This window comes from Nocardia miyunensis NBRC 108239 (assembly GCF_001613065.1).
In the GTDB taxonomy this organism is placed as follows: Bacteria; Actinomycetota; Actinomycetes; order Mycobacteriales; family Mycobacteriaceae; genus Nocardia; species Nocardia miyunensis.
Window position 1 is genome coordinate 48,584 of sequence record NZ_BDBQ01000009.1, and the last position, 22,631, is coordinate 71,214.

At 66.7% G+C, this 22,631-nt stretch carries 23 protein-coding genes; 10 read left to right on the plus strand and 13 right to left on the minus strand.

Going from position 1 to position 22,631, the window contains the following annotated elements; genetic code table 11:
• The first annotated feature begins 68 nt into the window (after positions 1-68).
• On the plus strand, positions 69-1,565 hold the full coding sequence (gene xylB, locus NM2_RS04665) for a xylulokinase (RefSeq protein ID WP_157120879.1): 1,497 nt from the start codon (positions 69-71) through the stop codon (positions 1,563-1,565).
• 166 nt (positions 1,566-1,731) lie between these two features.
• Positions 1,732-2,988, plus strand: a complete 1,257-nt coding sequence (locus NM2_RS04670; protein WP_084530478.1) for an ROK family transcriptional regulator — start codon at positions 1,732-1,734, stop codon at positions 2,986-2,988.
• A 14-nt stretch (positions 2,989-3,002) separates the two neighbouring features.
• Here NM2_RS04670 and NM2_RS04675 read toward each other — a convergent pair whose 3' ends face one another.
• Entirely contained in the window at positions 3,003-3,698 is a 696-nt protein-coding gene (locus NM2_RS04675; protein ID WP_084530479.1) for a hypothetical protein, read from the minus strand.
• Between the two features lie 305 nt (positions 3,699-4,003).
• On the opposite strand from NM2_RS04675, the gene NM2_RS04680 reads away from it, so the two are divergent.
• The gene (locus tag NM2_RS04680) at positions 4,004-4,366 is read left to right on the plus strand and encodes a DUF1304 domain-containing protein (protein WP_067664447.1); all 363 of its coding nucleotides are present in this window, start codon (positions 4,004-4,006) and stop codon (positions 4,364-4,366) included.
• A gap of 142 nt (positions 4,367-4,508) precedes the next feature.
• Here NM2_RS04680 and NM2_RS04685 read toward each other — a convergent pair whose 3' ends face one another.
• From NM2_RS04685 to NM2_RS04695, 3 genes are all read right to left on the minus strand, one after another.
• Positions 4,509-5,270, minus strand: a complete 762-nt coding sequence (locus tag NM2_RS04685; RefSeq protein WP_067664449.1) for a glucose 1-dehydrogenase — start codon at positions 5,268-5,270, stop codon at positions 4,509-4,511.
• Between the two features lie 76 nt (positions 5,271-5,346).
• Complete coding sequence (locus NM2_RS04690) at positions 5,347-6,543, minus strand: NADH:flavin oxidoreductase (protein WP_067664450.1); 1,197 nt, start codon at positions 6,541-6,543, stop codon at positions 5,347-5,349.
• Positions 6,540-7,124: a TetR/AcrR family transcriptional regulator gene (locus NM2_RS04695; RefSeq protein WP_084530480.1), complete on the minus strand. Its 585-nt coding sequence runs from the start codon at positions 7,122-7,124 to the stop codon at positions 6,540-6,542. Before NM2_RS04695 ends, NM2_RS04690 begins: the two co-directional genes overlap by 4 nt.
• A gap of 639 nt (positions 7,125-7,763) precedes the next feature.
• Here NM2_RS04695 and NM2_RS04700 point away from each other — a divergent pair.
• The 3 genes from NM2_RS04700 (at position 7,764) to NM2_RS04710 (ending at position 11,801) form a co-directional block, all read left to right on the plus strand.
• Positions 7,764-9,122 carry an MFS transporter gene (locus NM2_RS04700; protein ID WP_067664454.1) on the plus strand — a complete coding sequence of 453 codons (1,359 nt, stop codon included), beginning with the start codon at positions 7,764-7,766 and terminating at the stop codon, positions 9,120-9,122.
• A gap of 178 nt (positions 9,123-9,300) precedes the next feature.
• Positions 9,301-10,167: an alpha/beta fold hydrolase gene (locus NM2_RS04705; protein WP_067664456.1), complete on the plus strand. Its 867-nt coding sequence runs from the start codon at positions 9,301-9,303 to the stop codon at positions 10,165-10,167.
• Between the two features lie 185 nt (positions 10,168-10,352).
• Positions 10,353-11,801, plus strand: a complete 1,449-nt coding sequence (locus NM2_RS04710; RefSeq protein WP_067664458.1) for an HNH endonuclease signature motif containing protein — start codon at positions 10,353-10,355, stop codon at positions 11,799-11,801.
• Here NM2_RS04710 and NM2_RS04715 read toward each other — a convergent pair.
• The gene (locus NM2_RS04715) at positions 11,786-12,421 is read right to left on the minus strand and encodes an AAA family ATPase (protein ID WP_067664622.1); all 636 of its coding nucleotides are present in this window, start codon (positions 12,419-12,421) and stop codon (positions 11,786-11,788) included. The genes NM2_RS04710 and NM2_RS04715 overlap by 16 nt on opposite strands.
• A 185-nt stretch (positions 12,422-12,606) precedes the next feature.
• Between NM2_RS04715 and NM2_RS04720 the strand changes: the two genes are divergently transcribed.
• On the plus strand, positions 12,607-13,302 hold the full coding sequence (locus NM2_RS04720; protein ID WP_245717840.1) for a GrpB family protein: 696 nt from the start codon (positions 12,607-12,609) through the stop codon (positions 13,300-13,302).
• Here the strand turns inward: NM2_RS04720 and NM2_RS04725 are convergent.
• Positions 13,197-13,757, minus strand: a complete 561-nt coding sequence (locus NM2_RS04725; RefSeq protein WP_067664462.1) for a TetR/AcrR family transcriptional regulator — start codon at positions 13,755-13,757, stop codon at positions 13,197-13,199. The two genes, NM2_RS04720 and NM2_RS04725, sit on opposite strands and share 106 nt — an antisense overlap.
• A gap of 96 nt (positions 13,758-13,853) precedes the next feature.
• Here NM2_RS04725 and NM2_RS04730 point away from each other — a divergent pair, with 96 nt between their 5' ends.
• Entirely contained in the window at positions 13,854-14,288 is a 435-nt protein-coding gene (locus tag NM2_RS04730) for a DoxX family protein (RefSeq protein WP_067664464.1), read from the plus strand.
• A gap of 389 nt (positions 14,289-14,677) precedes the next feature.
• On the opposite strand, the gene NM2_RS04735 is transcribed toward NM2_RS04730, so the two are convergent.
• Positions 14,678-15,526, minus strand: a complete 849-nt coding sequence (locus NM2_RS04735) for an oxidoreductase (protein WP_067664466.1) — start codon at positions 15,524-15,526, stop codon at positions 14,678-14,680.
• A gap of 76 nt (positions 15,527-15,602) precedes the next feature.
• On the opposite strand from NM2_RS04735, the gene NM2_RS04740 reads away from it, so the two are divergent.
• Positions 15,603-16,226, plus strand: coding sequence for a TetR/AcrR family transcriptional regulator (locus NM2_RS04740; RefSeq protein ID WP_067664468.1), 624 nt, complete (start codon positions 15,603-15,605; stop codon positions 16,224-16,226).
• A 188-nt stretch (positions 16,227-16,414) separates the two neighbouring features.
• On the opposite strand, the gene NM2_RS04745 is transcribed toward NM2_RS04740, so the two are convergent.
• The 3 genes from NM2_RS04745 to NM2_RS04755 all read right to left on the minus strand — a co-directional run bounded on the left by NM2_RS04745 (position 16,415) and on the right by NM2_RS04755 (position 18,358).
• Positions 16,415-16,837, minus strand: coding sequence for an organic hydroperoxide resistance protein (locus NM2_RS04745; RefSeq protein ID WP_067664470.1), 423 nt, complete (start codon positions 16,835-16,837; stop codon positions 16,415-16,417).
• Between the two features lies 1 nt (position 16,838).
• Positions 16,839-17,288: a MarR family winged helix-turn-helix transcriptional regulator gene (locus NM2_RS04750; RefSeq protein ID WP_067664472.1), complete on the minus strand. Its 450-nt coding sequence runs from the start codon at positions 17,286-17,288 to the stop codon at positions 16,839-16,841.
• Between the two features lie 200 nt (positions 17,289-17,488).
• On the minus strand, positions 17,489-18,358 hold the full coding sequence (locus NM2_RS04755) for an NAD(P)H-binding protein (RefSeq protein WP_067664473.1): 870 nt from the start codon (positions 18,356-18,358) through the stop codon (positions 17,489-17,491).
• A 94-nt stretch (positions 18,359-18,452) separates the two neighbouring features.
• Between NM2_RS04755 and NM2_RS04760 the strand changes: the two genes are divergently transcribed.
• Positions 18,453-19,028, plus strand: coding sequence for a TetR/AcrR family transcriptional regulator (locus NM2_RS04760; protein ID WP_067664624.1), 576 nt, complete (start codon positions 18,453-18,455; stop codon positions 19,026-19,028).
• A gap of 181 nt (positions 19,029-19,209) precedes the next feature.
• On the opposite strand, the gene NM2_RS04765 is transcribed toward NM2_RS04760, so the two are convergent.
• The 3 genes from NM2_RS04765 to NM2_RS04775 form a co-directional block, all read right to left on the minus strand.
• Positions 19,210-19,980 (minus strand): hypothetical protein, encoded by a 771-nt coding sequence (locus tag NM2_RS04765; RefSeq protein WP_067664475.1) that lies wholly within the window; start codon positions 19,978-19,980, stop codon positions 19,210-19,212.
• Positions 19,981-20,078: 98 nt separating this feature from the next.
• On the minus strand, positions 20,079-21,449 hold the full coding sequence (locus NM2_RS04770) for an ABC1 kinase family protein (RefSeq protein ID WP_245717841.1): 1,371 nt from the start codon (positions 21,447-21,449) through the stop codon (positions 20,079-20,081).
• A gap of 132 nt (positions 21,450-21,581) precedes the next feature.
• Positions 21,582-22,580: an alpha/beta hydrolase gene (locus tag NM2_RS04775; protein ID WP_067664479.1), complete on the minus strand. Its 999-nt coding sequence runs from the start codon at positions 22,578-22,580 to the stop codon at positions 21,582-21,584.
• Between the last annotated feature and the right edge of the window lie 51 nt (positions 22,581-22,631).

The following is a 22,631-nucleotide window of genomic DNA, read 5'->3' on the forward strand; positions in this document are numbered from 1 at the left end:
AAAACAAATATAGTGGGCGGTGACCCGGATGGGAAGACTGTCCGCACGACCACGGCAGGAGCGTGACCATGGCTGTTCAACGCGTCGTCATCGGCGTCGACAGTTCGACGCAGGCGACCAAGGCGCTGGCGGTCGACGTGGACTCGGGGAAGGTGCTCGGCGAGGGACGCGCACCGCATACGGTCAGTACGGGCGAGGCGCGCGAGAGCGATCCGCGGCAGTGGTGGTCGGCGCTGTGCGCGGCCGTCGCGGAAACCGGGTATGCCACACGGGCCGAGGCGATTTCGATCGGCGGTCAGCAGCACGGACTCGTAACACTCGACGCTTCGGGCGAGCCGGTCCGCCCGGCTCTGCTGTGGAACGACGTGCGCTCCGCGCCTCAGGCCGAGGCGCTGGTCGAGCGGTTCGGCGCGCAGTGGTGGGCCGAGCGCGCGGGCTCGGTGCCCAATGCCTCGTTCACCGCCGCCAAGTGGGCCTGGCTGCGCGAGAACGAACCTCGCGATGCCGAACGCGTTGCGGCCGTGCGTCTTCCGCATGATTATCTCACCGAACGGCTGACCGGTGTCGGGGCGACAGATCGGGGCGACGCCTCCGGGACGGCCTGGTGGTCACCATCGGGGTACGACGATCAGGTGCTCGAGGCGATCGGGCTGGACTCCGCGACACTCCCCGCTCTCGCGCCGCCGGACCGCCCGGTGGGTCTTTCTCGTACAGACGGCCCTGTGCCGCAGGGGATTCCGGTCGCCGTGGGCACGGGTGACAATATGGCCGCGGCACTGGGCCTGGGCCTCGAGCCGGGCACCCCGGTACTGAGCCTGGGCACCTCCGGCACCGTCTACGCTCGCACTCTGGTCCGGCCGTGCGATCCCACCGGTGTCGTGGCCGGATTCGCCGATGCCGGGGGCGACTGGCTGCCGCTGGCGTGCACCCTGAACTGCACCCAGGCGATCGACCGCATCGCGACGCTGCTGAGTCTGAACCGGGAGCAGGTGGAACCGGGTGGCGGCGCGGTCGTCCTGCCATATCTCGACGGCGAGCGCACCCCCCGTCTTCCCTCCGCGAGCGGATTGATCCACGGTCTGCGCCACGACACCACCCCCGGTCAGGTATTGCAGGCCGCCTACGATGGCGCGGTGTATTCCCTGCTGGCGGCCCTCGAATCGGTCCTGACGCCACCGGACCGCGCTGCCGCGCGGCCGATCCGCTCTGTGGCATCCGCCCCCACGACATCACCGAACCGGGCTGCCCCGCTGCTCCTGATCGGCGGCGGCGCACGCGGGACGGCCTGGCAGCAGACGGTCCTGCGCCTGTCCGGCCGCGCGGTCCGCATCCCGCCCGCCGCGGAACTGGTCGCCCTGGGCGCGGCCGCCCAGTCCGCGGCACTGTTGACCGGCGAAGACCCCTATGCGGTCGCCCGACGCTGGGGCACCGCCGAAGGCCCACTGCTGGAACCGATTCCGCGAGATGTCGCCGCCTGCGACCGACTCGCCGCAACCCTCGACGCCGCCGCACCGCTGCTCGACGGCGTCGCGCCACGCCCATCCACCCCGGCGAGCGGCGAATGACCACACCAGTGTTCACCTCGAGCTGCCCACCCGTGCGACTACGACTGCTCACATCACATTGCAGTCGCACGCCGACGCAACCGCCAACGCACACAGCACGCCCCACCTCCAGCCGCCGGGTACGCATACTCACCAAGGAAATTCACCTGCTCACTGCGAGTGCGTCATGACCGGCACACAACCGAAGGCGCATGGGCCGAACACCGTACGGCACAGCGGCGCAGCGTATTTCGGGGCTGATACGCCCGCCCACGGTCCGGCTGCCTCACAGCTCAGTATGCGCAGGCACAACCTCGCACTGGTATTGCGGACCGTCGCCACGCACACCGATCTCTCCCGTGCGGACGTGGCGGCCCGCACCGGACTCACCCGCGCTGCGGTCTCCAGCCTGGTGGACGAACTCATCGCCGCCGAACTCGTCCGCGAAGGGCCGATGGCCTCCTCGGGACGCGCGGGACGTCCCGGGCGCACGCTGGCGCTGAACGACAGCGGCCCAGCCGGATTCGGACTCGAGATCGGCGTAGGCCATCTCGGCGCATGCGTGACCGATCTGCGCGGTGAGGTGCGGGTATGGCGACGCGTCGAACGAGCCAATGCCCACCGCGATCCCGCCGATGTCCTTGCCGCACTGGCGGATCTGGCCGCCGATGCGCGAACCGAGGCCCAGACCCTGGGCTTGCGGCCGCTGTCTCCGCTGCTGTCGGTGCCCGGCCTGCCCGGCCCGGGACCCGCAATGCTCACGCACGCACCGAATCTCGGCTGGCACGACATTCCGATCGCCACGCTGTGGCCCGGCCCCGACACTCCGGAACTGGAGAACGAGGCCAATCTGGGAGCCCTCGCCGAACTCTGGACCGCGCACGCGCCCGGCAACTTCCTGCACGTCTCCGCCGAGGCCGGAATCGGCGCGGCACTCGTCATCGACGGACGGCTCTACAGCGGATCACGTGGTTTCGCAGGAGAACTCGGCCATATGCCGGTTCATCCTGACGGACCGCGCTGCACCTGCGGCAGCCGAGGTTGCCTCGAGCTGTACGCGAATCAGGATGCGGTACTGCACGCTGCCGGATTACCCGAGCCGACCACCACCGACCCGGTCACCGTCCTGACCGAGCACGCGAACGCCGGACACCCGGGCGCGTTGGAAGCGATCGAACGAGCCGGAGACGCACTGGGTATCGCCCTGGCCGGTGCGATCGGACTGTTCGACCCTGCCGCGGTGGTCCTCGGCGGGGCCTATGCCGAACTCGGCGGCTGGCTGCTGCCCCGAATTCGCCGACAGCTCGAAAACCGGCTCACCGTAAGACCTTTCGACCCTCGAACGGTTACGGCATCACCGCTGGGCCGACGTGGCCCGATCCTCGGCGCGGCCCTGCACACGACTCAGGAGATGCTACGAAATCCGGCCGCCCTCGGTCGATAGCGACACTCCACGGGTCATTCCGGCCAAGTCGACAGGGCCGGGCCGAATGTGCGATGCGCGTTGGCCACTACGGATTTGCCGACTGTCAGGTTGCCCGCGGCCCCGATCACCGCACCGATCCCGATCGGCAATGTCTTGCCGAACAGGAGAACGCCGCGTTTTGCGATGAATTGGACAATGAACCTTTTCACCAGGGCATTGTCGATATTGCGCACCACTGGAAGTTTGTCGGCTACCACGGTAGCCCAATCCCTGGCCGCCTGACCGGGATTCCTGCCCAGCAGATCGGCGCCGCCCTCACCGAGCACCACACCGACGACCAGGGCGCGGCGCTGTTCCGGCGACATCGATTCGATATCGTGCACGGCCCCCACCGAGGCCGCGTACAGCGCGGATGCCTCCAGGAAGAAGACGGATTCGATTCCGCTGGCGGCCAATCCGATCAAAGTACCCACACCGGGGACCACTGCCGACAGACCCGCGATCGTGCCGCTGGCGGTGACGATGATCAGATATCTCGATTCCAGTTTCTTTTCGATGTCCTCGGGCGAACGGTCCGGGTGCCGACGTCGTAACCGGTCGACATATTTCGCCGCCAGCGGTCCCTGCACTCCGGTCCCGCCGCGCAGGAGCAATTCGACAGACTTCTGTAGAGCGTTTTCGAAGATGACGGCGTTCCTTTCCTCGGCCCGGCGCGTTCGTATCGACACGGCTCGATCTCCCGAGCATATCCGAGCGTCAGCGCGGCGGCAGCGGCACCGAGCCGGGGTATCGCAAGCCCACCCGCCCGAGCGCAGTTGCCGTAAGGATTCCGTCACCGAACAGCCATTTTCCGAAACTGTCTGCGCTCAAAAGGTTTTCAACGCCCCACCAGCCGTCTCGTAGCACAGATCGCGGAAAGGCCGATTCGCGCCGAACACCGGTACGGCGAGCCTTCCGGGTACACCCCCTCGCACCGCACATGCTGGAGCCGAGCCGGACAACACCGGTGGAACTCCGTGAAAGGCGTGCCCTCATGCGAATCGTGGCCGAAGTGCTGGTCGGACTACTCGCCCTCCTGCACATCTACATCTTGATCATGGAGATGTTCCTGTGGACCACCCCGCGTGTTCGCGCCTCGTTCGGCAGCACCGCCGAATTCGCCGAGCAGACCAAGGTGCTGGCCGCGAATCAGGGCCTTTACAACGGATTTCTCGCCGCGGGCCTGATCTGGAGCCTGATCGCCGCCGACCCGGTCGGCCATGACGCCGCGATCTTCTTCACCGCCTGCGTCGTGGTCGCGGGACTCTACGGCGGCTTCACCGCCGGACGGCGCATTCTCCTGGTCCAGGCATTGCCGGGCGCGATATCCCTGATCGCAGTCCTGCTGGCCGGTTGAGACTACGACGTCTCCGAGCCCGCGAGCCGCGCGGGATCGAAGGTGAACACGTGATTCGACATCGCCGAATCTTCCCAGGACACAAGGTGACCCGACACCGATGTCGCCTCGTGCCGAATACCGCTGCGGTACAGCCTGGAACTCAGCCGAAATTCGACCCGGCGGTCATACCACCGTCGGCGACGAATTCCGCACCGTTGCAGTAGCTGGACTCCTCCGACGCCAGGAAGACCACCAGACCGGTCACCTCTTCGGGAAGTCCCAGGCGGGCAAGCGGATTGGCGGATCTGTCCACCGCCGGGGCAGCGCCGGGCTCGGCGACCGGTGCGCCGATCATCGGCGTCATGATGCCACCCGGATGCACGGAGTTGACCCGGACGCCGTGCGGGGCCAGCTCCAGCGCAGCGGATTTGGTGAGCCCGCGCACGCCGAACTTCGACGCGGTGTACGCGTGCATTCCCGCGACGCCCTGCATCCCCGCGGCCGAGGAAATATTGATCACCGAGGCCGGACGCGATTCCACCAGCGCGTCCCGGGCCGCGCTCAGGCCGAGGAACGGACCGGTCAGATTCACCGAAAGCACGCGCTCCCACTGCTTTTCGGTGTAGACGCCGAGCGGGCCGCCGTCCAGCAGACCGGCATTGTTGACCAGCACGTTGAGCCCGCCGAACCGCTCGACCGCGGCCTGGACCGCCGCCGTCCAGTCGTCCGCGCGAGTCACGTCGAGGTGCACGAAGATCGCCCGCTCGCCGAGTTCGGCCGCCAGCCGCTCACCGGCGTCGTCGGCGATATCGCCCAGCACCACCGCCGCGCCCTCGGCGACGAAGGCGCGCGCATGCGATGCGCCCATGCCTCCGGCCGCGCCGGTGATCAGCGCGACGCGTCCGGTCAATCGTCCTGCCACAGTTGTAATCTCCTCATCGAGTCGGATGCGGGGCTGACGCCGAGACGTCCAGCGCGAAAGCCACTGGCGGATAGCGTCATTCACCGTCGGCCGCACGGGCGACGGCGGGCTGTTCCAGGCGCAGCACGCAGTGCGTGGTGGTGTAGATGGTCGGCATGCATTCGTTGCAGTGGATACACGCCGATCGGGTCGCGGGGTCGGATTGGATGCGGCGCAACAGATCCGGCTCCCGCAGCAATGCGCGGCCCATGGCGACGAAGTCGAAACCCTCGGACCGCGCGAGCTGCATCGTCTCCAGATTCGTGATGCCGCCCAACAGGATCAGCGGCAGTGCCAGTTCGCGGCGGAACTGCCGGGCCAGATCCAGCAGATAGGCGTCGCGATACGGATATTCGCGCAGGAACTTCTTGCCCACCACGCGAAAACCCCATCGCGTCGGCACCGGCAGCGTCTTCGCGAACGAGGCGCGCGGCGCATCGCCGTGGAACAGCAGCATCGGATTGAGCAGCGAACTGCCCGCGGTCAACTCCAGCGCGTCCAGGCAGCCGTCCTGTTCCAGCCACGCGGCGACCCGCAAGGACGCGGCCAGGCCGAAGCCGCCGCGCACGCCGTCCTCCATATTCAACTTGGCCGTCACCGCCAGCCGCCCGCCCACCGCGTCGCGGACCGCACGCGCGATCTCGCGCGCCAGCCGGGCCCGGTTCTCATCGGATCCGCCGTAGCGATCGGTGCGCCGGTTCAGCAGCGGACTCAGGAACGAACTCGCCAGATAGTTGTGGCCGAAGTGGATCTCCACCGCGTCGAATCCGGCCTGCTCGGCGTACCGGGCCGCATCGGCATGCGCCGCAACGAGTTCGGCGATCTCCGACTCGTCGGGAACCTTCATCATCCGCATGCCCAGCGGGCTGAACATGCGACTGGGCGCGAGCGCGGGCGCCCGGTTGGACGCGGCGTTGGCGACCGGTCCGGCGTGACCGAGCTGGGCGCTGACCGCCGCGCCCTCGGCATGCACCGCGTCGGTGAGTCTGCGCAGTCCGGGCAGTGCTTCCGGGCGCATCCAGATCTGATGCCGGTCGGTGCGCCCGCCCGGGGCGACGGCGCAGTAGGCGACGGTCGTCATACCGACACCGCCGGAGGCGATTTCGCGGTGGAAGCCGATCAGCTCATCGGTCACCAGGGCGTCCGGCGTGCGTCCCTCGAAGGTCGCGGCCTTGATCACCCTGTTGCGCAATGTGATCGGGCCGAGCTTGGCCGGTGCGAAGATGTCGTTCATCGATTCTCTCCTGTGGGAGCGGTCAATCCGGCCACCACGAAATCGCGCAGCGTCGCCACCGCGCCCGCGGACAGTTCGGAGCCCTGTGATTCGACATTGCCGAATCGCATGATGATCAGATCGAAGGCGAGCATCCAGCGGCGGCGGCTCTCGCGGTCGCTCAGGCCGGGCAGCAGCCCGTCCCAGGTGTCGAGGCGGAACCACGGCCGGCTGAATCCGATCGGGCGGCGGCCGAGCACGAATTGCGCCATCAGCCGCAGATGCAACCGCCCCACCGGATCGGCGGCCAGTGCCACGAACGGCTCGATCACCGCGTCCACGACCTCGGCCACCCCGGCATGCCGCGCGGTCAGTTCGGTGAGCCGGGTATCCCACAGCGCACCGAGCCGGTCCTCGATCAGCGCCGCGACGAGCGCCTCCTTGGAACCGAAATGGTAGTGCACCGCAGCGGAATTCGCGCGCGCCGCCGCGCAGATCCCACGCACCGACACCTCGTCGTACCGCCCGGTCAGCAGCAGTTGTTCCGCCGCCGCGAGCAACCGCTCACGAGTACCCGTCGAGTTCTCGACCTGCTCAGCCATGGCACGAGTGAAACACATTTCAACCAACGATTCAATCACTGATTGACTCAACTCGGACGGACTCGGCCGACAGCAGCCCACGTCATCTCGACGGAATCTCGGCGCGGCGGCACCGACCGGATCGAAATCCCGGGCCGGGTGCGACATCTGCGAGGTAGCGGGTGTCATCCGGGCATACATGTTGTGCCCCAGCCGATTACGCGGACCTGCGACCACGCGAGCCCCCGAGCGAACCGACCCGACAGCGGATGACGCAGAGCTTCCGAAAACCGCTTGGGCACAAGGGATTACCCAGGGAACGGTTGCGTCGGTCACGCGGAAGACTGCGCGGCTGCGGTAGCGGTTCCAGTATCACCACCTCAACGAACGACACCCCACAGAGAGATTGTTAGACAACAATTAGAGGTCACGATCGCCTAGATCTGTCATTCTGCGGATATCAGGAGCTTCTACCGCGCATAGTCTTGTGGCCACGGTCGAGGAGTGTTAACTTCAAGAACAATATTGTTGGACAATATGCGAGTAGACCGCGTGGGATGCCGAGCCCGAACAGCCCCCGAGACGTTCCAGATTGAACTCGAACGCCGGACAGGTGGCTGCGGGATCCGTTGTGCCCGTGGGTAGGTCAAGGAGACGAAGATGTCGACCAACCAGGGCGATCCGACGCCGGAGCCACTCGACGCCCGGCGAACGCGCAACGCGGTGTTCGGTGCCGCCTTCGGATTCTTCGTCGACATGTACGACGTGTACCTGCCGACGGTGACCCTCGTGCCCGCGATGATCTATTTCATTCCCTCCGACATGCCGGCGAATACCAAGGCGGTCACCTCGGCGCTGGTCTTCGTGGCGACCCTGGTCGGGCGGCCGGTGGGCTCGATGATCTTCGGCTACTTCGCCGATACGGTCGGCCGGCGCACGGTGACGCTCTGGGCGGTTGCCGGATGCGGCGTGTCGACCGCTCTCATCGCGGCCCTGCCCGGTTACGCCGATATCGGCATCGCCAGCACCGCACTGCTGATCGTGTTGCGTTTCGTGGACGGCGTGTTCATGGGCGGCGGATACACCGGATCGACGCCGCTGGCCATGGAGGCATCACCGAGGGGCCGACGCGGCTGGTACGGCGGCTTCATCGGCGGTGGCTCGGCCCTGGCCAACTGCGTGATCGCGGTGACGACCCTGGTGGTGCTGCAATTCGCCCACGAGGGTGGTCCGCATGCGGCGTATACCGTGTGGGGCTGGCGGATACCGTTCATTTTCGGAGCCGTGCTGTCGGTCGCATTTCTCGTCTATTACTCACGGGCCGTGGACGAGTCGGTGGCCTGGAAGTCGACCCGGAAGACGAAGAATCCGATTCGTGAGATCGTGCTGGGATCGCAACGTCGCGACTTCGTGCAGATATTCGTGCTGATGACCGGGGTCTGGTTCGCGTCGAGTATGGCTTCGGGAATTCTGCCCACCGCGCTGCACGAGGACAGCCATCTCACCGCGACGCAGGTCACCGGCGTGCTGGTCATCGCGCAGGGAATCCACGCGATCTTCTTCCCATTCCTGGGACAGCTCAGCGAGCGTATCGGCAGGCGGCGTTTCATCGCCTACAACGGTGTGGCCGTCGGGGTGATCTGCGCGGGCAGTTTCGCGTTGCTGGCCGTGGGCTGGTCGAGCGGATTCTTCACGCTCGTAATGGTCGCGCTGGTCATCCGGATGACCGGTGGGAGTGTGTTCGCGGTGACGCCGTCCTATCTGTGCGAGCGTTTCCCGGTCGCGGCTCGCGGCACCGGTTTCGGCCTCGGTTACAGCACACCGCTGTTGATCACCTCGTTCTACGCCTATTACCAGAATTGGCTGGGAGCACTGATGCCGCGCGATTTCACCCCGGCCGTGCTGCTGGTGATCGGGGGCGTATTGATCACCGGTGGCGCGCTACTCGGTCCCGAGACGCGCGATGCCGATCTTTCGGCCGATTCCGTTCGGATCGACAGAAATATAGTGGTCGGTTGAGTGTCGTGCGCACAGTGCCACAGCGATCGTGAGCACATCGGCTGGGACCGTGTCAGGAGCCGGATGCGACTCGGGACCAGTCTCGGTGGGCGGTATCGCGACTACCGCCGCACACCGGCCATGCCCTAACGTCCGCAGGGATCGCACTCGACCTGTGAGAAAGGGCGGACCCACCGCGATGGCCGACTTGACCTACGAGAACACGTTGCGGGAGTTGCACACCGACCAGGGAGTGCTGCGGTATCACGAGGCCGGTGACGGCCCGCCGCTGCTGATGCTGCACGGGTCCGGGCCGGGTGTCACCGGATGGCGCAACTATCGTGGCAACCTCGCGGTCTTCGCCGAGCATTTCCGTTGTCTGGTACTGGAATTCCCGGGGTTCGGGGTGAGCGATCCGACCGATCAGCATCCGATGCTGGCCGCGCCCGCCTCGGTCGTGCGCTTCCTGGCCGGGCTGGGCCTCGAGCAGGTGAACGTGATCGGCAATTCGATGGGCGGCATCGTTGCCGCCAATCTCGCTATCGCACAACCGAATCTGTTCCGCCGCATCGTCACCATCGGCGGCGTGGGCCGCAACATCCTCAGCCCCGGCCCCGGCGAGGGCATCAACCTGCTGATGGATTTCACCGACAATCCCACCCGCGAGGCCTTGATCGGCTGGCTGCACTCGATGGTGTACGACCGCGGCATCGTCACCGAGGAGATGATCGAGGAACGCTGGACCCTCGCCACCGAGCCGAAGACCCTCGAATCCGCCCGCCGCATGTACAGCCGCAAGGCGATGACCGCCTCAGCCGCGGCGGCCGCCGCCTCCGACCAGCCCCCGTACTGGGCCATGCTCCACAAGATCACCGCCCCCACCCTCATCACCTGGGGCCGCGACGATCGAGTGAGCCCCGTCGACATGGCCCTGCTCCCCCTCCGCACCCTCCCCCACGGCGAAATTCACATCTTCCCGAACTGCGGGCACTGGGTGATGATCGAGCAGAAAGCGGCCTGGGAGAGCGCGGTCCTGGCATTCCTGACGCGACCGGACACGGACTGAATTCCGCTGGGGGCCGGAGGTTTCCGGCCCCTCGCAAGACCAACAGATCGGCGACTCCTCTCCGGTAACCACCCATATCTCGGCTGACCACGGGTTTGGTCGAAAAGTGGTGTGTGCAAGCATAATTGGGTCAATTGTCCAGAGTGAAGATTCTGATTTCACATGGGCTCGGAGGGTGTTTCGAGATGATCTTCGCGATAGAATTCGAACAGTCACTGACCCCACCACCCGATCGCGACGCGGTCGAGTTGCTGCGCGGAGTCGAACGCGCGGCACGCATGCTGGCCGAGTTCGCGGCCACCGGGTCCCCTGACGATATCGGGAAGGTCGGCGTCAGCATTCTGGCGCATCTGGACCCGGACAGGCGGATCACCGACGACACCGACCGCGCCCGCATGCGCGGAATCCGGATCGGCAGGCAACGGCCCGACGGGATGTCCGCCATCACCGGAGACATCGACCCGGTACTACGGGCGCTGCTGGACCCGGTGCTGGCCAAATACGCGCGTCCCGGCGTAGCTAACCCGCACGACCCCACCAGCCCCGGCGCGAATCTGGACCGCACCGATCCACAGCTGATCACCGCTGCCGCACAACGCGACACACGTACCGCACCCCAGCGCACCCACGACGCGTTCACACTGTTGCTACGAGAGCTGGTGGACACCGACAAGCTCGGCACGCATCGAGGAATACCGGTCACCACCGTGCTCACGATGCGCCTGGCAGACCTCGAACAACTGTCCGGAGCCGCGACCACCGCAACCGGCGGCACCGTCGCGATCCCCGACGCGTTGCGCCTGGCCGAAACCTCACGCCCCTACCTGGCAGTGTTCGACCGCGCCGGGCTACCCCTGCATTTCGCACGGATGCGGCGACTGGCCTCACCCGCACAACGACTCTCACTCATCGCCGCACTGGCAGGATGCTCACGGCCAGGCTGTGATGCGCCCGCATCACTGTGCGCGGTGCATCACGTCCGCGATTACAGCAAGGGCGGACCGACCGACATCGAAAACCTCGTCCTGGCGTGCGACCATTGCCATTCTCTGATCAACGACAGCGACACGGGCTGGAAAACTGTTGCCCTGGATGAGGATTCACAGTTCCCAGGCCGGACCGCGTGGATCGCCCCGGACCATATCGACCCCACCGCTACCCCGAAAGTGAATCATCGCCACCACGCGGGAGAACTCCTCGCGCAAATCGTGGCCGACATCCACACCCGCCGCGAACGAGAACGTAACGCGCACCGGCGCTGGTTGCGAGAGCGACAACCGGCGACATCGCAGCCTGACCCCGGTGAGAAATTGCCCTCACCAGGGGTACAGGCGTCGGCCGACAACGCAGGCAACCGTTCTGACAACGGCAAAGCGAAACAGAGAACACGCCGGGCATCGGCTCTGGCTGCGGGAGCGACAAGCCGGCGACGTCGCAGCCGACCCCGGCGAGAAATAGCCCTCACAAGGGCACAAGCACCGGCCGACAGCCAGTGCACCCGCCGCAGGGCAAAACCAGAATGGGCCGCGCACCTAGTCCTACCGCCAGCGCCAGAAGCCACGACGTGGCACCACAACTCGATCCTCATCACCACAGCGCCCCCCTTGGCACTGAGAGTTCATCTGCGGGCGTGACGGATCGTGACAGTCATGCGGCGAAGCCTGCCGCGCAACCGGCCGTCGGTGTCCGGCGCCAGCGTCAACCCAGTGCTGTCGGCGATACGATCGGCTACCGCCGTCACCGCGGTCGTGTCGGTCCAAATGTGTTCGGCGAATTCAGGTTTACTCAGCTGCTCGAGGCAATAGTCGAGCCTGTCCACAGCGAACTGCTCTCCGCGCAGCAGCAGATCACCCTGACCGATCCGGCGCAGGACCGGCGCGAGGCCCAAACCGCGATCTCGGAGACGATTCAGCACCGTTTCCCGGCTGGCCAGCAACGCGAAATGACGTACGTCATGTCCTGCCTCGCGCAACCTCCCCACCGTCTCGGCGAAGTATCGAGGCTCGACGACTGTCATCGGTGCGATCACCACGCCATCGTGGTTACCGAGCACGTGATCCAGGACCTCGAACACTCCCTGACGCCAACTGGGATAGTCCTGGAAGTCCGCGCGCAACCGCGGCGGCATCATCCGGTGCAGCCCGAACCCGGCCTCCTCCGGGTCACACAGCACACTGCCGGCAAGCCGTCGACGCAACTCGCACGCGGTCTGCGTCTTACCCCCGCCGAAGGGCCCATTGATCCACAGCAGCACGGGCATCACCCTACGACGGATCGGGCCGACGACTGGGCACTACGACGCGCAGGTCAGCATCTGATCGTGGCGGCAGGACAGCAGGACCAATCACAACGGCCGCCGCCATGCTCGCAGCTCGGGAACGCTGACACCCGGGTACGCTCGTCAACTTGCCGTTTCCGATTCCAGGAGGTTGTGCGGCCGTGTCATTTCCGCCCGAAATCACGCAGCGGATAGTCAGTACTCCGGAGCAGATGGCTGCCGCCTGGGTGGATGGCGCGCCGCCACGGCTCGAACCAATCATGTTGGCTCCCTATGACTCCGGCTGGCCACGGCTGTTCGACGAACAAGCCGATCTGATTCGCCGGGCCCTCGGCGCGGCGGCATGCACGATCGAACATGTCGGCAGTACCGCGGTCCCGGGTCTGGCCGCCAAACCGATCATCGACATCGACCTCATCGTGGCGGACTCCGCGGACGAGGCCGCCTACCTCCCCGGGCTGGAGCAGGCTGGTTTTCGGCTGATCCTGCGAGAGCCGCACTGGCACCAGCACCGGATGCTCACCCGCACCGACCCCGCGGTGAACCTGCACGTCTTCAGCCCGAATGCCACTGAACACATCCGGCACCTGGTGTTTCGGGACCGGCTGCGCGGCCATCCGGGAGACAGGAATCTCTACGAGAGCACCAAGCGCACACTCGCCGCCGAAACGGCCGACAACCCCGCCGACTACAACCTGGCCAAGAACCCGGTTATCGACGAGATCTACCAACGGGCCTTCGCCGAGGCGGCTCAGCCGAATTCGACGGTGGCGAGCATGCGGCGGGCGAGTTCTTCGGGGTCGCCTTCGCCGAGTTGCGAATCCTCCAGTGCGCCTTCGCGACACAGCGAGGCATAGCCGTGCACGAGGGACCAGGCGGCGAGTTCGACGGCTCGGCGGCGGTCGGGAGGTACGCCGGTTCCGGCGACGCCCTCGCGCAGGTAGGCGCCGGAGCGGGTGCGGGCGGCGACGAGTTGGTCATTGCCGGTGTCGAGCAGGTCGTGGCGGAACATGATTTCGAAGTGGCCGGGATGCAGTCGGGCGAATCGGATGTAGGCGACCGCCACCTCGCGGAAATCTGTTCCGGCACTGTGCAATTCGTCGGCGAGCAGGCCGAATCCCTCGATCGCCAGTTCGGTCAGCATGCCTTGGCGGTTGCCGAAGTGGTGGGCGGGGGCCGCGTGCGAGACTCCGGCGCGCTGCGCGAGCGCACGCAGCGACACCGCGTCGATGCCCTCGGCCGCGATCTGCTCGGCGGCCTCGGCCAGCAATACCGCACGCAGGTCCCCGTGGTGATAGCGGTTCCTGGTCACCTCATGATCATGACCCAGAATCTAGACATTGACAAGTTTACTGCACGATCCTAATCTAGTCAGCGTCAAGATTTATCGCCTGCTCAGGAGACCCTGATGGCACCATTGGTCGTTCTCGTCGTCGTCAGCGGCATCGCCCGCCTGCTCGGCCTGCTACTGCTCCCGGGATGGCTCGATTCCTGGCCGCACGCCGTCCGGCTCGGTCTCGCGGCGATGTTCGCGCTGACCGCCAGCGCTCATTTCCTACAGCCCCGCCGCGATGCCCTCATCGAGATGGTTCCACCGCGCCTACCTGGCCCGGCTAACCTGGTCACCCTGACCGGAATTCTCGAATTGGCCGGTGCCGCAGGGCTTCTCATCCCGCCGGTCGCTCCGATAGCAGCATTCTGTCTCGTGGCGATGCTCGTACTGATGTTCCCGGCCAACGTTCGCGCGGCCCGCGCCCACGTCGGCCTGAAAACCGTTCCCCTCCCGGCTCGCACGACACTACAGGTCCTGTTCATCGCCGCCTGCATTCTCGCCGCGTTCTGAATTACGTTCTCCGAGAATATATTCGCCGCTGACAAGGTTGCCCCCGGGCAAGCCCCGCCGACATCACTCGCCCCACAACGCCGCATCACCTGTTCTGGAAGGTCGTGCCCGGCGCACCCGCGCCGGGCACGGCTCGATCCGGGCGCGGCCTCCGGCGGCAACTACTGCGCACCCCCGGAGGTGAGTTCACGAGCATCCTGCGACGACAGTCCGAATCCGGCCTATGCGGGCGCGCATCACGCAACGGTGCCGTAAGCCGTCGAGCCCACGCAGACAACAGGATTCGGATCATCGCCTGGCGATCGCGTGTGCTCCACACTCCCTGCCGGCATGGTCACGCATCGCCCGATCAACCGCGCCGCACGAGGCGCAGAGCCGCGTGTGTCACGTCAGCGGATTTGCGCACCATCGGGGAAATCGGTGGAACGGGCCAGGGTTTCCCAGGTCGCGATGTCTTCATCGACGGACGCGCGGCCCGCTGTGACCAGGCGTAGCGCATCGGAACCGAGCAGCAGATGCGCCGGTGGAGTCGGAGAATCCAGAATGGCCAGCACGGCCTCTGCCGCCTTGGCGGGATCGCCCAGTTGGTTGCCGCTGGCGGCCTGGCGCGCGGTGCGGATCGGATCGAACAACTCGTCGTAGTCGGCGACGGCGCGTTCGGCGCGGACCATCGAGCGGCCCGCCCAATCGGTGCGGAACGAGCCGGGTTCGATTGCGGTGACGTGGATTCCGAATCCGGCCACCTCCTTGCCGATCGTTTCGAGAATGCCCTCCAGGGCGTATTTACTGCCGCAGTACGCGGACAAGCCGGGCACGGTCATCAGCCCGCCCATCGACGTGACCGCCAGGATGTGCCCGCGGCGGCGCTCGCGCATGCCCGGCAGCACCGCCCGGATGGTTGCCGCGGCCCCGAAAACGTTGACCTCGAACTGATTTCGCAATACGGATAGGGGCGTCTCCTCGAAGACGCCCTCGACTCCGTAACCGGCATTGGCGATCAGTACATCGATTCCGCCGAGGGTGTTCTCGACCTCGCCGACCACATCGAAGACCTGTTGTTCGTCGGTGACATCCAGCAACCGCGCATACGCCCGCCCCGGCGCCAGAGCTTCGAAAGCGGCCGCGTCGTCGGGCTTGCGAACCGTGCCGCACACGCGGTGACCTGCTTCGAGCGCACCCTCGGCGAAGGCGCGGCCCAAGCCGCTACTGACGCCGGTGATGAGAAAAAGTTTCGCCATGCCGCAAAGTCTACACACCGTTGATTTTTTTACACGTGACGTAGATTACCCTGGTGGGAGCGGTATCCTCACGTGCATGGTCACGAGCACCCCCCGCCGACGACACCGCGACACCCTGCGCAAGGGCGAACTGCGCGAGAAAGCCATCCTCGACACCGCGGAATCCCTGCTGGCCGATCCCGGCCCCGACGCCATGACCGTCGAGGACATCGCACGCGGCGCCGGTATCTCCCGCGGCTCGCTGTACTTCTACTTCGGCTCCAAGAACGAAGTCCTCACCGCACTCGTGGCCCGCACCCTCGAACAACTCCGGTCCACCGCCCTGGTCCCCACCGCCGACACCGATCTACCGCCGCGCGAGGCCATCGCCATGGCCGTGACCGGCACCGAAAGCATGTGGCGCGAACACGGGTCGGTGATGCGCACCGCCGTCGAATACTCCGCGATCGTCCCCGAAATCGGCGACCTGTGGGCCTCGGCCATCGCCACCAGCCGCGACGCCCTGACCCTGATCCTCGTGCGCGCCGGACTACCCGACGGCCCCGGCCCCGCCGACGCCCCCGCCCTGGCCCAAGCCCTGTGCTGGATGAGCGAACGAACCTTCTACCGCACCATCGTCGAATCCCCCGACCAACTCCCCGCCACCGCCCGCACCTGCACCGAAATCTGGTACCGCGTCATCCCCGACAGCGACACCTGACACCGCCCCAATGTCGTCCTCCCGCCGGATATCTGGTGCAACACAGGCACCTGCGAGCCTTGTCGTCGATGTTTCACCTCGATCCATCGGCCGCTCGCGCAGCGCCATGCACCGCGATCATTCACGCTGGGGCACAACAGAAAACGGGCCGCATCGGCTGTGACGATGCGGCCCGAAGATCCGGCGGATCAGTCCTCCGCGACGACCACGCGGACGTCGATGTTGCCGCGGGTGGCGTTGGAGTAGGGGCACACCTTGTGAGCGGCGTCGGCCAGTTCCTGGGCCTGCTCGCGGGACAGGTTCGGGAGGGAGACCTCGAGGGTCACCTCCAGGGCGAAGCCGCCCTCGTCGTTGGAACCGAGGCCGACCCGCGCGCCGACGGCGGAGTCGTCGATATTCGCCTTGGCCTGGCCGCCGATCATGCGCAGGGCCGAATGGAAGCATGCCGCGTAACCGGCCGCGAACAACTGCTCCGGGTTGGTGCCCTGGCCCGAGCCGCCCATCTCCTTCGGAAACGACAGCGCCAGATCGATCTTGCCGTCGGTGGTGCGGGCGCGGCCGTTGCGGCCGTCGCCGGTGGCCAGCGCCTCCGCCGTGTACAGGACCTGCATCTCAGTTCTCCTTCGCGGTGTGGGCGCTCAATACGCCGTTGAGGCGCTGCAGCAGTTCGTACAGCGTCCCGATATCTTCCGATGACATTCCGGCGACCTCGGCCATCTCGGCCGGAAGACCGCAGGCATTGGCCCGCAGCCGCCGACCGGATTCGGTGAGTTCGATCTCGACGCGGCGCTCATCGGCCGCCGAACGATTCCGCGTCACCAAACCGGCTGTCTCGAGCCGCTTGAGCAGCGGCGACAACGTTCCCGAATCCAGCCCCAGCGCCGCACACAGCTCTCCGACGCTGCGTCCGTCGCGCCGCTCCCACAGCGCCAGCATCACCAGATACTGCGGATAGGTCAGCCCCAGCGCCTCCAGCTTCGGCCGGTACACCGCCGTCATCGAGCGTGATGCCGAGTACAGCGCGAAGCACAGTTGCTGATCCAGAGCCAGTTGATCGGTCACGCTCAATAATATAGCGCGCAACTAAGTTGTGCACAACCATTCTCGGAACACTTCTCGTGATGCAGATGGGAACTCATCGCGTAAGCCGCCGATAGGCGCCCGCCGCTGTTCGAGCGCTCGCTACTTCAACCTGGGAAGATCGTCGGATCCGCCGCGTCATCGCCCCGCCGGATTCGCCGCGTAGGTGACGCGCGATCCCGTCAGCCGGAGACGACCGCGGCCACGGCCTCGAGAGCCGGTCGCGGCGCGCGCCCCAAGATCGCGGCGAGGTCCCCGGTCGGAGTGCCGGTCCATCCACCCCGGAACGCCCGATACACGCCCAGCAGAATCTCGGCCAACTCCCCCGGCACACCCTGCTCGGCGACCGCTCGCAGAAACTCCTCATCCGCGACTGGTCGATAGTCGATCTTCGTCCCGGCGATCGTGGCAGCCAGACGCGCCAGATCATCCCAGTCGATACTGTCCGCGGCGGTGAGCGTGTAGCACCGCCCGCGATGCCGATCGGAGACCAGCACCCGCGCGGCAGCCTCCGCGAGATCCTCGATATGGGCCGGTGCGGTGCGCGCCCGACCGGCCGGCGCCGCGAGCGTCCCGGCGGCGATCGCCGTCGTCACATCACGGCCGACGGTCTGGGCCAGCCCGTATGTGGTGCGCAGAATCGTCGCATCGGCGGACAGGTTGCGCAGCAACGCTTCCGAAGCCGCGAAGTCGGACATCATCGGCAGCGGATATCGCTCCGGATCGGGCCAGCTCACATAGACGATGCGCGGCACGCCCGCGGCCACCGCCGCCCGGATCGCCGCGGCGTGCTGGACACCCCGACGCTGTGCCGGTGTGCCGTAATTGGTGCCGTTGAGCAGTACCGCCGTCACACCGCGGAACGCGGTCACCATCCCATCGGGTTCGTCGAAATCGAAGCGACGCAAGGGAATTCCGGTCTCCACGAATGCTTTTACGGATGCCGGATCACGAGTCCCGGCAACGATATCCACCTCGGGAACCAGGCGACGCAACCGATCCAGAACGGGCCGGCCGAACAGTTCGCCACCGGCTCCGGTCACGAGAAACATACGCACTCCTGTAATCTGCCGAATAAAGCGGGTCAGTTGACCCGGTTGAAACTATACGGGTCAACTGACCCGTTTACCAGATCGGAGTGTGCCGGTGACCGACCGACCGCTGCGCGCCGACGCGCGCGACAACCGCGCCAAGATCCTCGCCGCGGCCCGATCCGCCTTCGACGACCTCGGCCCACAGGCGAATCTGCGTGAGATCGCCCGACGCGCGAAAGTCGCCCAGGGCACCGTGCACCGCCACTTCCCCACCAAACAGGCCCTGTTCGCCGCGATCATCACCGACCGGCTCCGCGAACTGACCCAGCTCGCACGAGATCTGCGCACCCAGCACGACCCCGGGGACGCTTTCCTCGCCTTCCTCACCGCCACCGTCGCCAATGCCCGCGACAACCGTTCCATGGCAGCGGTTTTCGAGGAGGCGGGAAGTACCGAGGAGATGCGCGCAGCCGGACAGCGGATGGACGCCGAACTCACCTACCTGCTCGCGCAGGCCCAGGCCCACGGCGCCATCCGCACCGACGTCGACCTCGCCGATATTCACGCGATCGCCGCCGCGGTCCTGGCCGTCGACGCCCATCCCGCCCCCGACGACACCGACCGCGCCCGCCGCGTCGCCGTCGTGCTCGACGGCCTACGCCCACCCCGAACCGCCGACTCGCCCTGATCACAAGCCGCACAGCCACCTCATCCACCGCCCAGCTGTGCACCTGCCCGCACTGCCGTGCCCCCGCACATCCTGGCAGGCGAGCGGCCCGGCGACGCGGAGTCCGGCCATCCGCCATCCCCACTGGACCGAGCACCTGTCCGGCCGGGTGGGAGATCAACGGCGGTCCGCCTGGCGGGCCTCAGTCCTGGACCGGCGGGATGTTCGCCAGTCGTTCGGCTTCGGCATCGACCGCGGCGGCGTCCATATATGCCTCGGTGGTCAGCTCGAGCATGCTGGCCCAGCGGGTGATGCGGGGGTGCCAGCGCTGGATGTAGGCGTGGGCGTGGGCGGCCTCGGCGACGTTCCCGCCCGCTTCGGCGGCGGTTTTCGCGGCCATCGCCGCGGCCACCGTATTCTCGGCCAGGGCCAGCTGTTCGCGGCAGTGGTCGGGGGTGAAGATCTCCTCGCGGACGGTGTCCGCCTCCACCTGCAGATTGGTGATGAGACTGCGTAGCCTCGGGTCCAGCGGCTGAATGCTGGGCCGCCCGGCCTCGGCCGCGGCCTTGGCGCGGCGGGCGCGGCGTTCGGCGTCGCGGCGGTCCCATTCGGCGAGCTGGGCCCGGTAATCCTCGACCTCTGCCTCGGTCACCGAGCGATAGACCAGCCGCGCCGTCAGCGACATCCGCTCCCCGCCCTCGTGATCGAGTATCACCGCGCCGATGTGCTCGATCGGCTGCGCCGGCTCGGGACGAGCCTCCACCCGCGCGTCCAGCACGTCGTGATAGTGCTGTTCGGTGACGTCGTCACAGGTGATGTCGAACAGCGCGGTGCCGACCTCCACATAGGTGCGGCAGATCCGGCCGGTGACCTCCTCCGGCGAACCGAATTGTCCCCCACCGCGATCCACCCGGCTGGTGCCGTCGAACCTGGTATAGGTGATTTCCCAGCTATAGGTGTCGGGCCCGTTCATCGCTGTCCTCCGTCGGCACATGATCGGTTGGCCTGCAGATCGATCCGATCCGGTACAGCACCGTAGCCCACGGCGGCGATCGACAGGCCGGAGATCAATTAGTCCGCAGGGAGTTCGATGCCCTCCGCGGCGGCCTTGGCGGCCACCTCCTCCGGAAACACGTTGCGGAATAGGTAGAGATCTTGCCCCAGACGCCAGCCCGGCGCCAGCGCAACGGCATAGCGCTCGAAATAACCGAGTTGCTTACCCATCAGGATCAGCTGCTCGGGCCCCGACGCACCGCGCCGCTTACCGAATTCGATCAGCCGCGCGGCCACCTTGCCCATATCCAGCTTGGCGAGCTTGCCCGACAGGACCGGCGCGAGCGCGGTCGCGAGCTGACGGCCGATGGTCGCGTCGTCGCCGGAATCCGCCTCGACCAGATCCAGCTCCCGCAACGCCCGTGCGACAGGCCGGAAATCACCGTCGATGGCGCTGGCGTGGAACAGCGCGCGCACGAAATCCCGCCACGGCGGCGACATCGTGCCCACGATGCCGAAATCGAGCATCGCCGCGCGGCCGTCGTCCAGCAGCCATAGATTGCCCGCGTGCACGTCACCATGGAAAAGCCCGTGTACCACAACGCTTTCCAGCCACGCCTTGACCAACCGGCGGATCAGCAGCTCCGGATCCGGATGCACCGCGCGGATATCGTCGAACCGGTCCAGCGGCAGCCCGCTCATCCGTTCCATGCACAGCACCCGCGGACCGGAATACTCCGGATACACCTCGGGTATCGCGACACTCACGTTGTCGCCGAAGGCGCGCAGATTCTCCCGGGCGCGGGCCTGATTGCTCGCCTCGTTGCGGAAATCCAGTTCCGCGACGGTCGTGTCGTACAGATCACGGACCACGCCACCGGCATTGGCGACCCGCGCGTTCTCCGAACGTCGCTCCATCATCCGGGCCAGCCGGAACGCCGCACGCAGATCGACGATCATCCGCCGGGCGATATCGGGCCGCTGTACCTTCACCACCGCGCGACGGCCATCGGCCAGCACGCACCCGTGCACCTGCGCCACCGAGGCCGCCGACAGCGGAGTGTCCTCGAACTCCCGGAACAGCTCGTCGATCGGGCGGCCCAGATCGGCCTCGACGATCTTGCGCGCGTCAACGCCGGGAAAGGGCGGCACATCGTCCAGGCAGCGCAGACACGCGTCGGCGAGTTCGGGCGGGAACGCACCGGGCGAGGAGGCGATCAGCTGACCCAGCTTGACGAACATCGGACCGAGTACCTCGAAGCCGTCGACCACGCCGTCGGCCATCGCGTGCCGACGCTTGGCCCTGCGCAGCCCGCCGCGCACCACCCGGCGCACCATGCAGCCGCCGAGCACCGAACCGATGACCGTGGTACGCCGGAACTCGGCGAATCCGAATTTCTCCAGGGCCGGACGGACCACCTGCTCGTCCGGCCGAGTCGAGGTTGTCACCGATTCCGCCGTCATCGTGCGCCCGCCGCACTCGCGCGGTCGATCCACTGCGCGCTGCTCGATATCGCGATCATCTCCTCACTCGCCGTTCGCATCGCACAGAGTCTACGGCCCCGCGGCTGGTGCGCCGGTTCACACCGGCACGCCGAGTCCGGCCGCCAGGACCGGCCAGGACCGCTTCAGCGCGTCCTGCCAGTACCCCCAGGAATGCGTACCCGACGGTTCGAAATCGAAGGTCGCGGGGATGCCGAGCTGCCCGAGGCGGGTCCGCAGATTGTGCGTGCACCAGTTCACCGCCGCCTCGATGACGCCGCCGATCACCATCTGATCGGCATAACCGGACACTCCCGGCAGCATGTGCGCACCGTCGTAGGTGTCGTATCTGCCCGGAATGCCCGATCCGCTCGAGATGAACAGCTTCAGTCCGCGCAACCCGGCGGCGTGCACGTACGGATCGTTGGCCGCCCACATCGGATCGTCGTCGGGGCCGTACATGTTCACCGTGTCACCGCCGCCCCAGTCCTCGACCGCGAGCTTGACGAATTCCCGGCCGATCGGATCGCTGATCTGCGCACATCCGCTGTAGGCGGCCACCGCGCGGTACAGTCCCGGCTTCGCGATCGGCAGCTGCAGCACCGAGGTGCCCGAAGTGGACAGTCCCGCAACGGCATTCGCGCCCGTGGTGGGGAAGGTGGCCGCGATCAGCGGCGGCAGTTCCTCGGTGAGGAACGTCTTCCATTTGTACAGCCCGAGCTTCGGGTCGCGCGCACGCCAGTCGGTGTAGTAGCTCCACCGGCCGCCGACCGGCTGCACGACGATCACCTGTTTACCCGACAGGAACCGCTGCACGTCGGTATTGCGCTGCCAGGTCGCCGAATCCTGCCCTCCCCCACCGCCGTTGAGCAGATACAGCACGCCCGCGGGCGCCTTCGGATCGGCCGGGCGCTGGACGTTCACCATGATGTTGGTGTTCATCGCCGCCGAATGCACGCGCAGCTGAACGGTATTCGCGTCCACTGGCCAGGTGCCCGTCACGGCCGAGCCGTCGGGGGCGTCGGCCACGCCGGGCGCTGCGGTCAGCACTGCGGCCACGACACTCACGACAGCCGGAATTACGCCGATACGCAACATATTTCGAATCATCGGAACTCTCTGTCACTGTTCCCGGCCCGTACCGGGAAA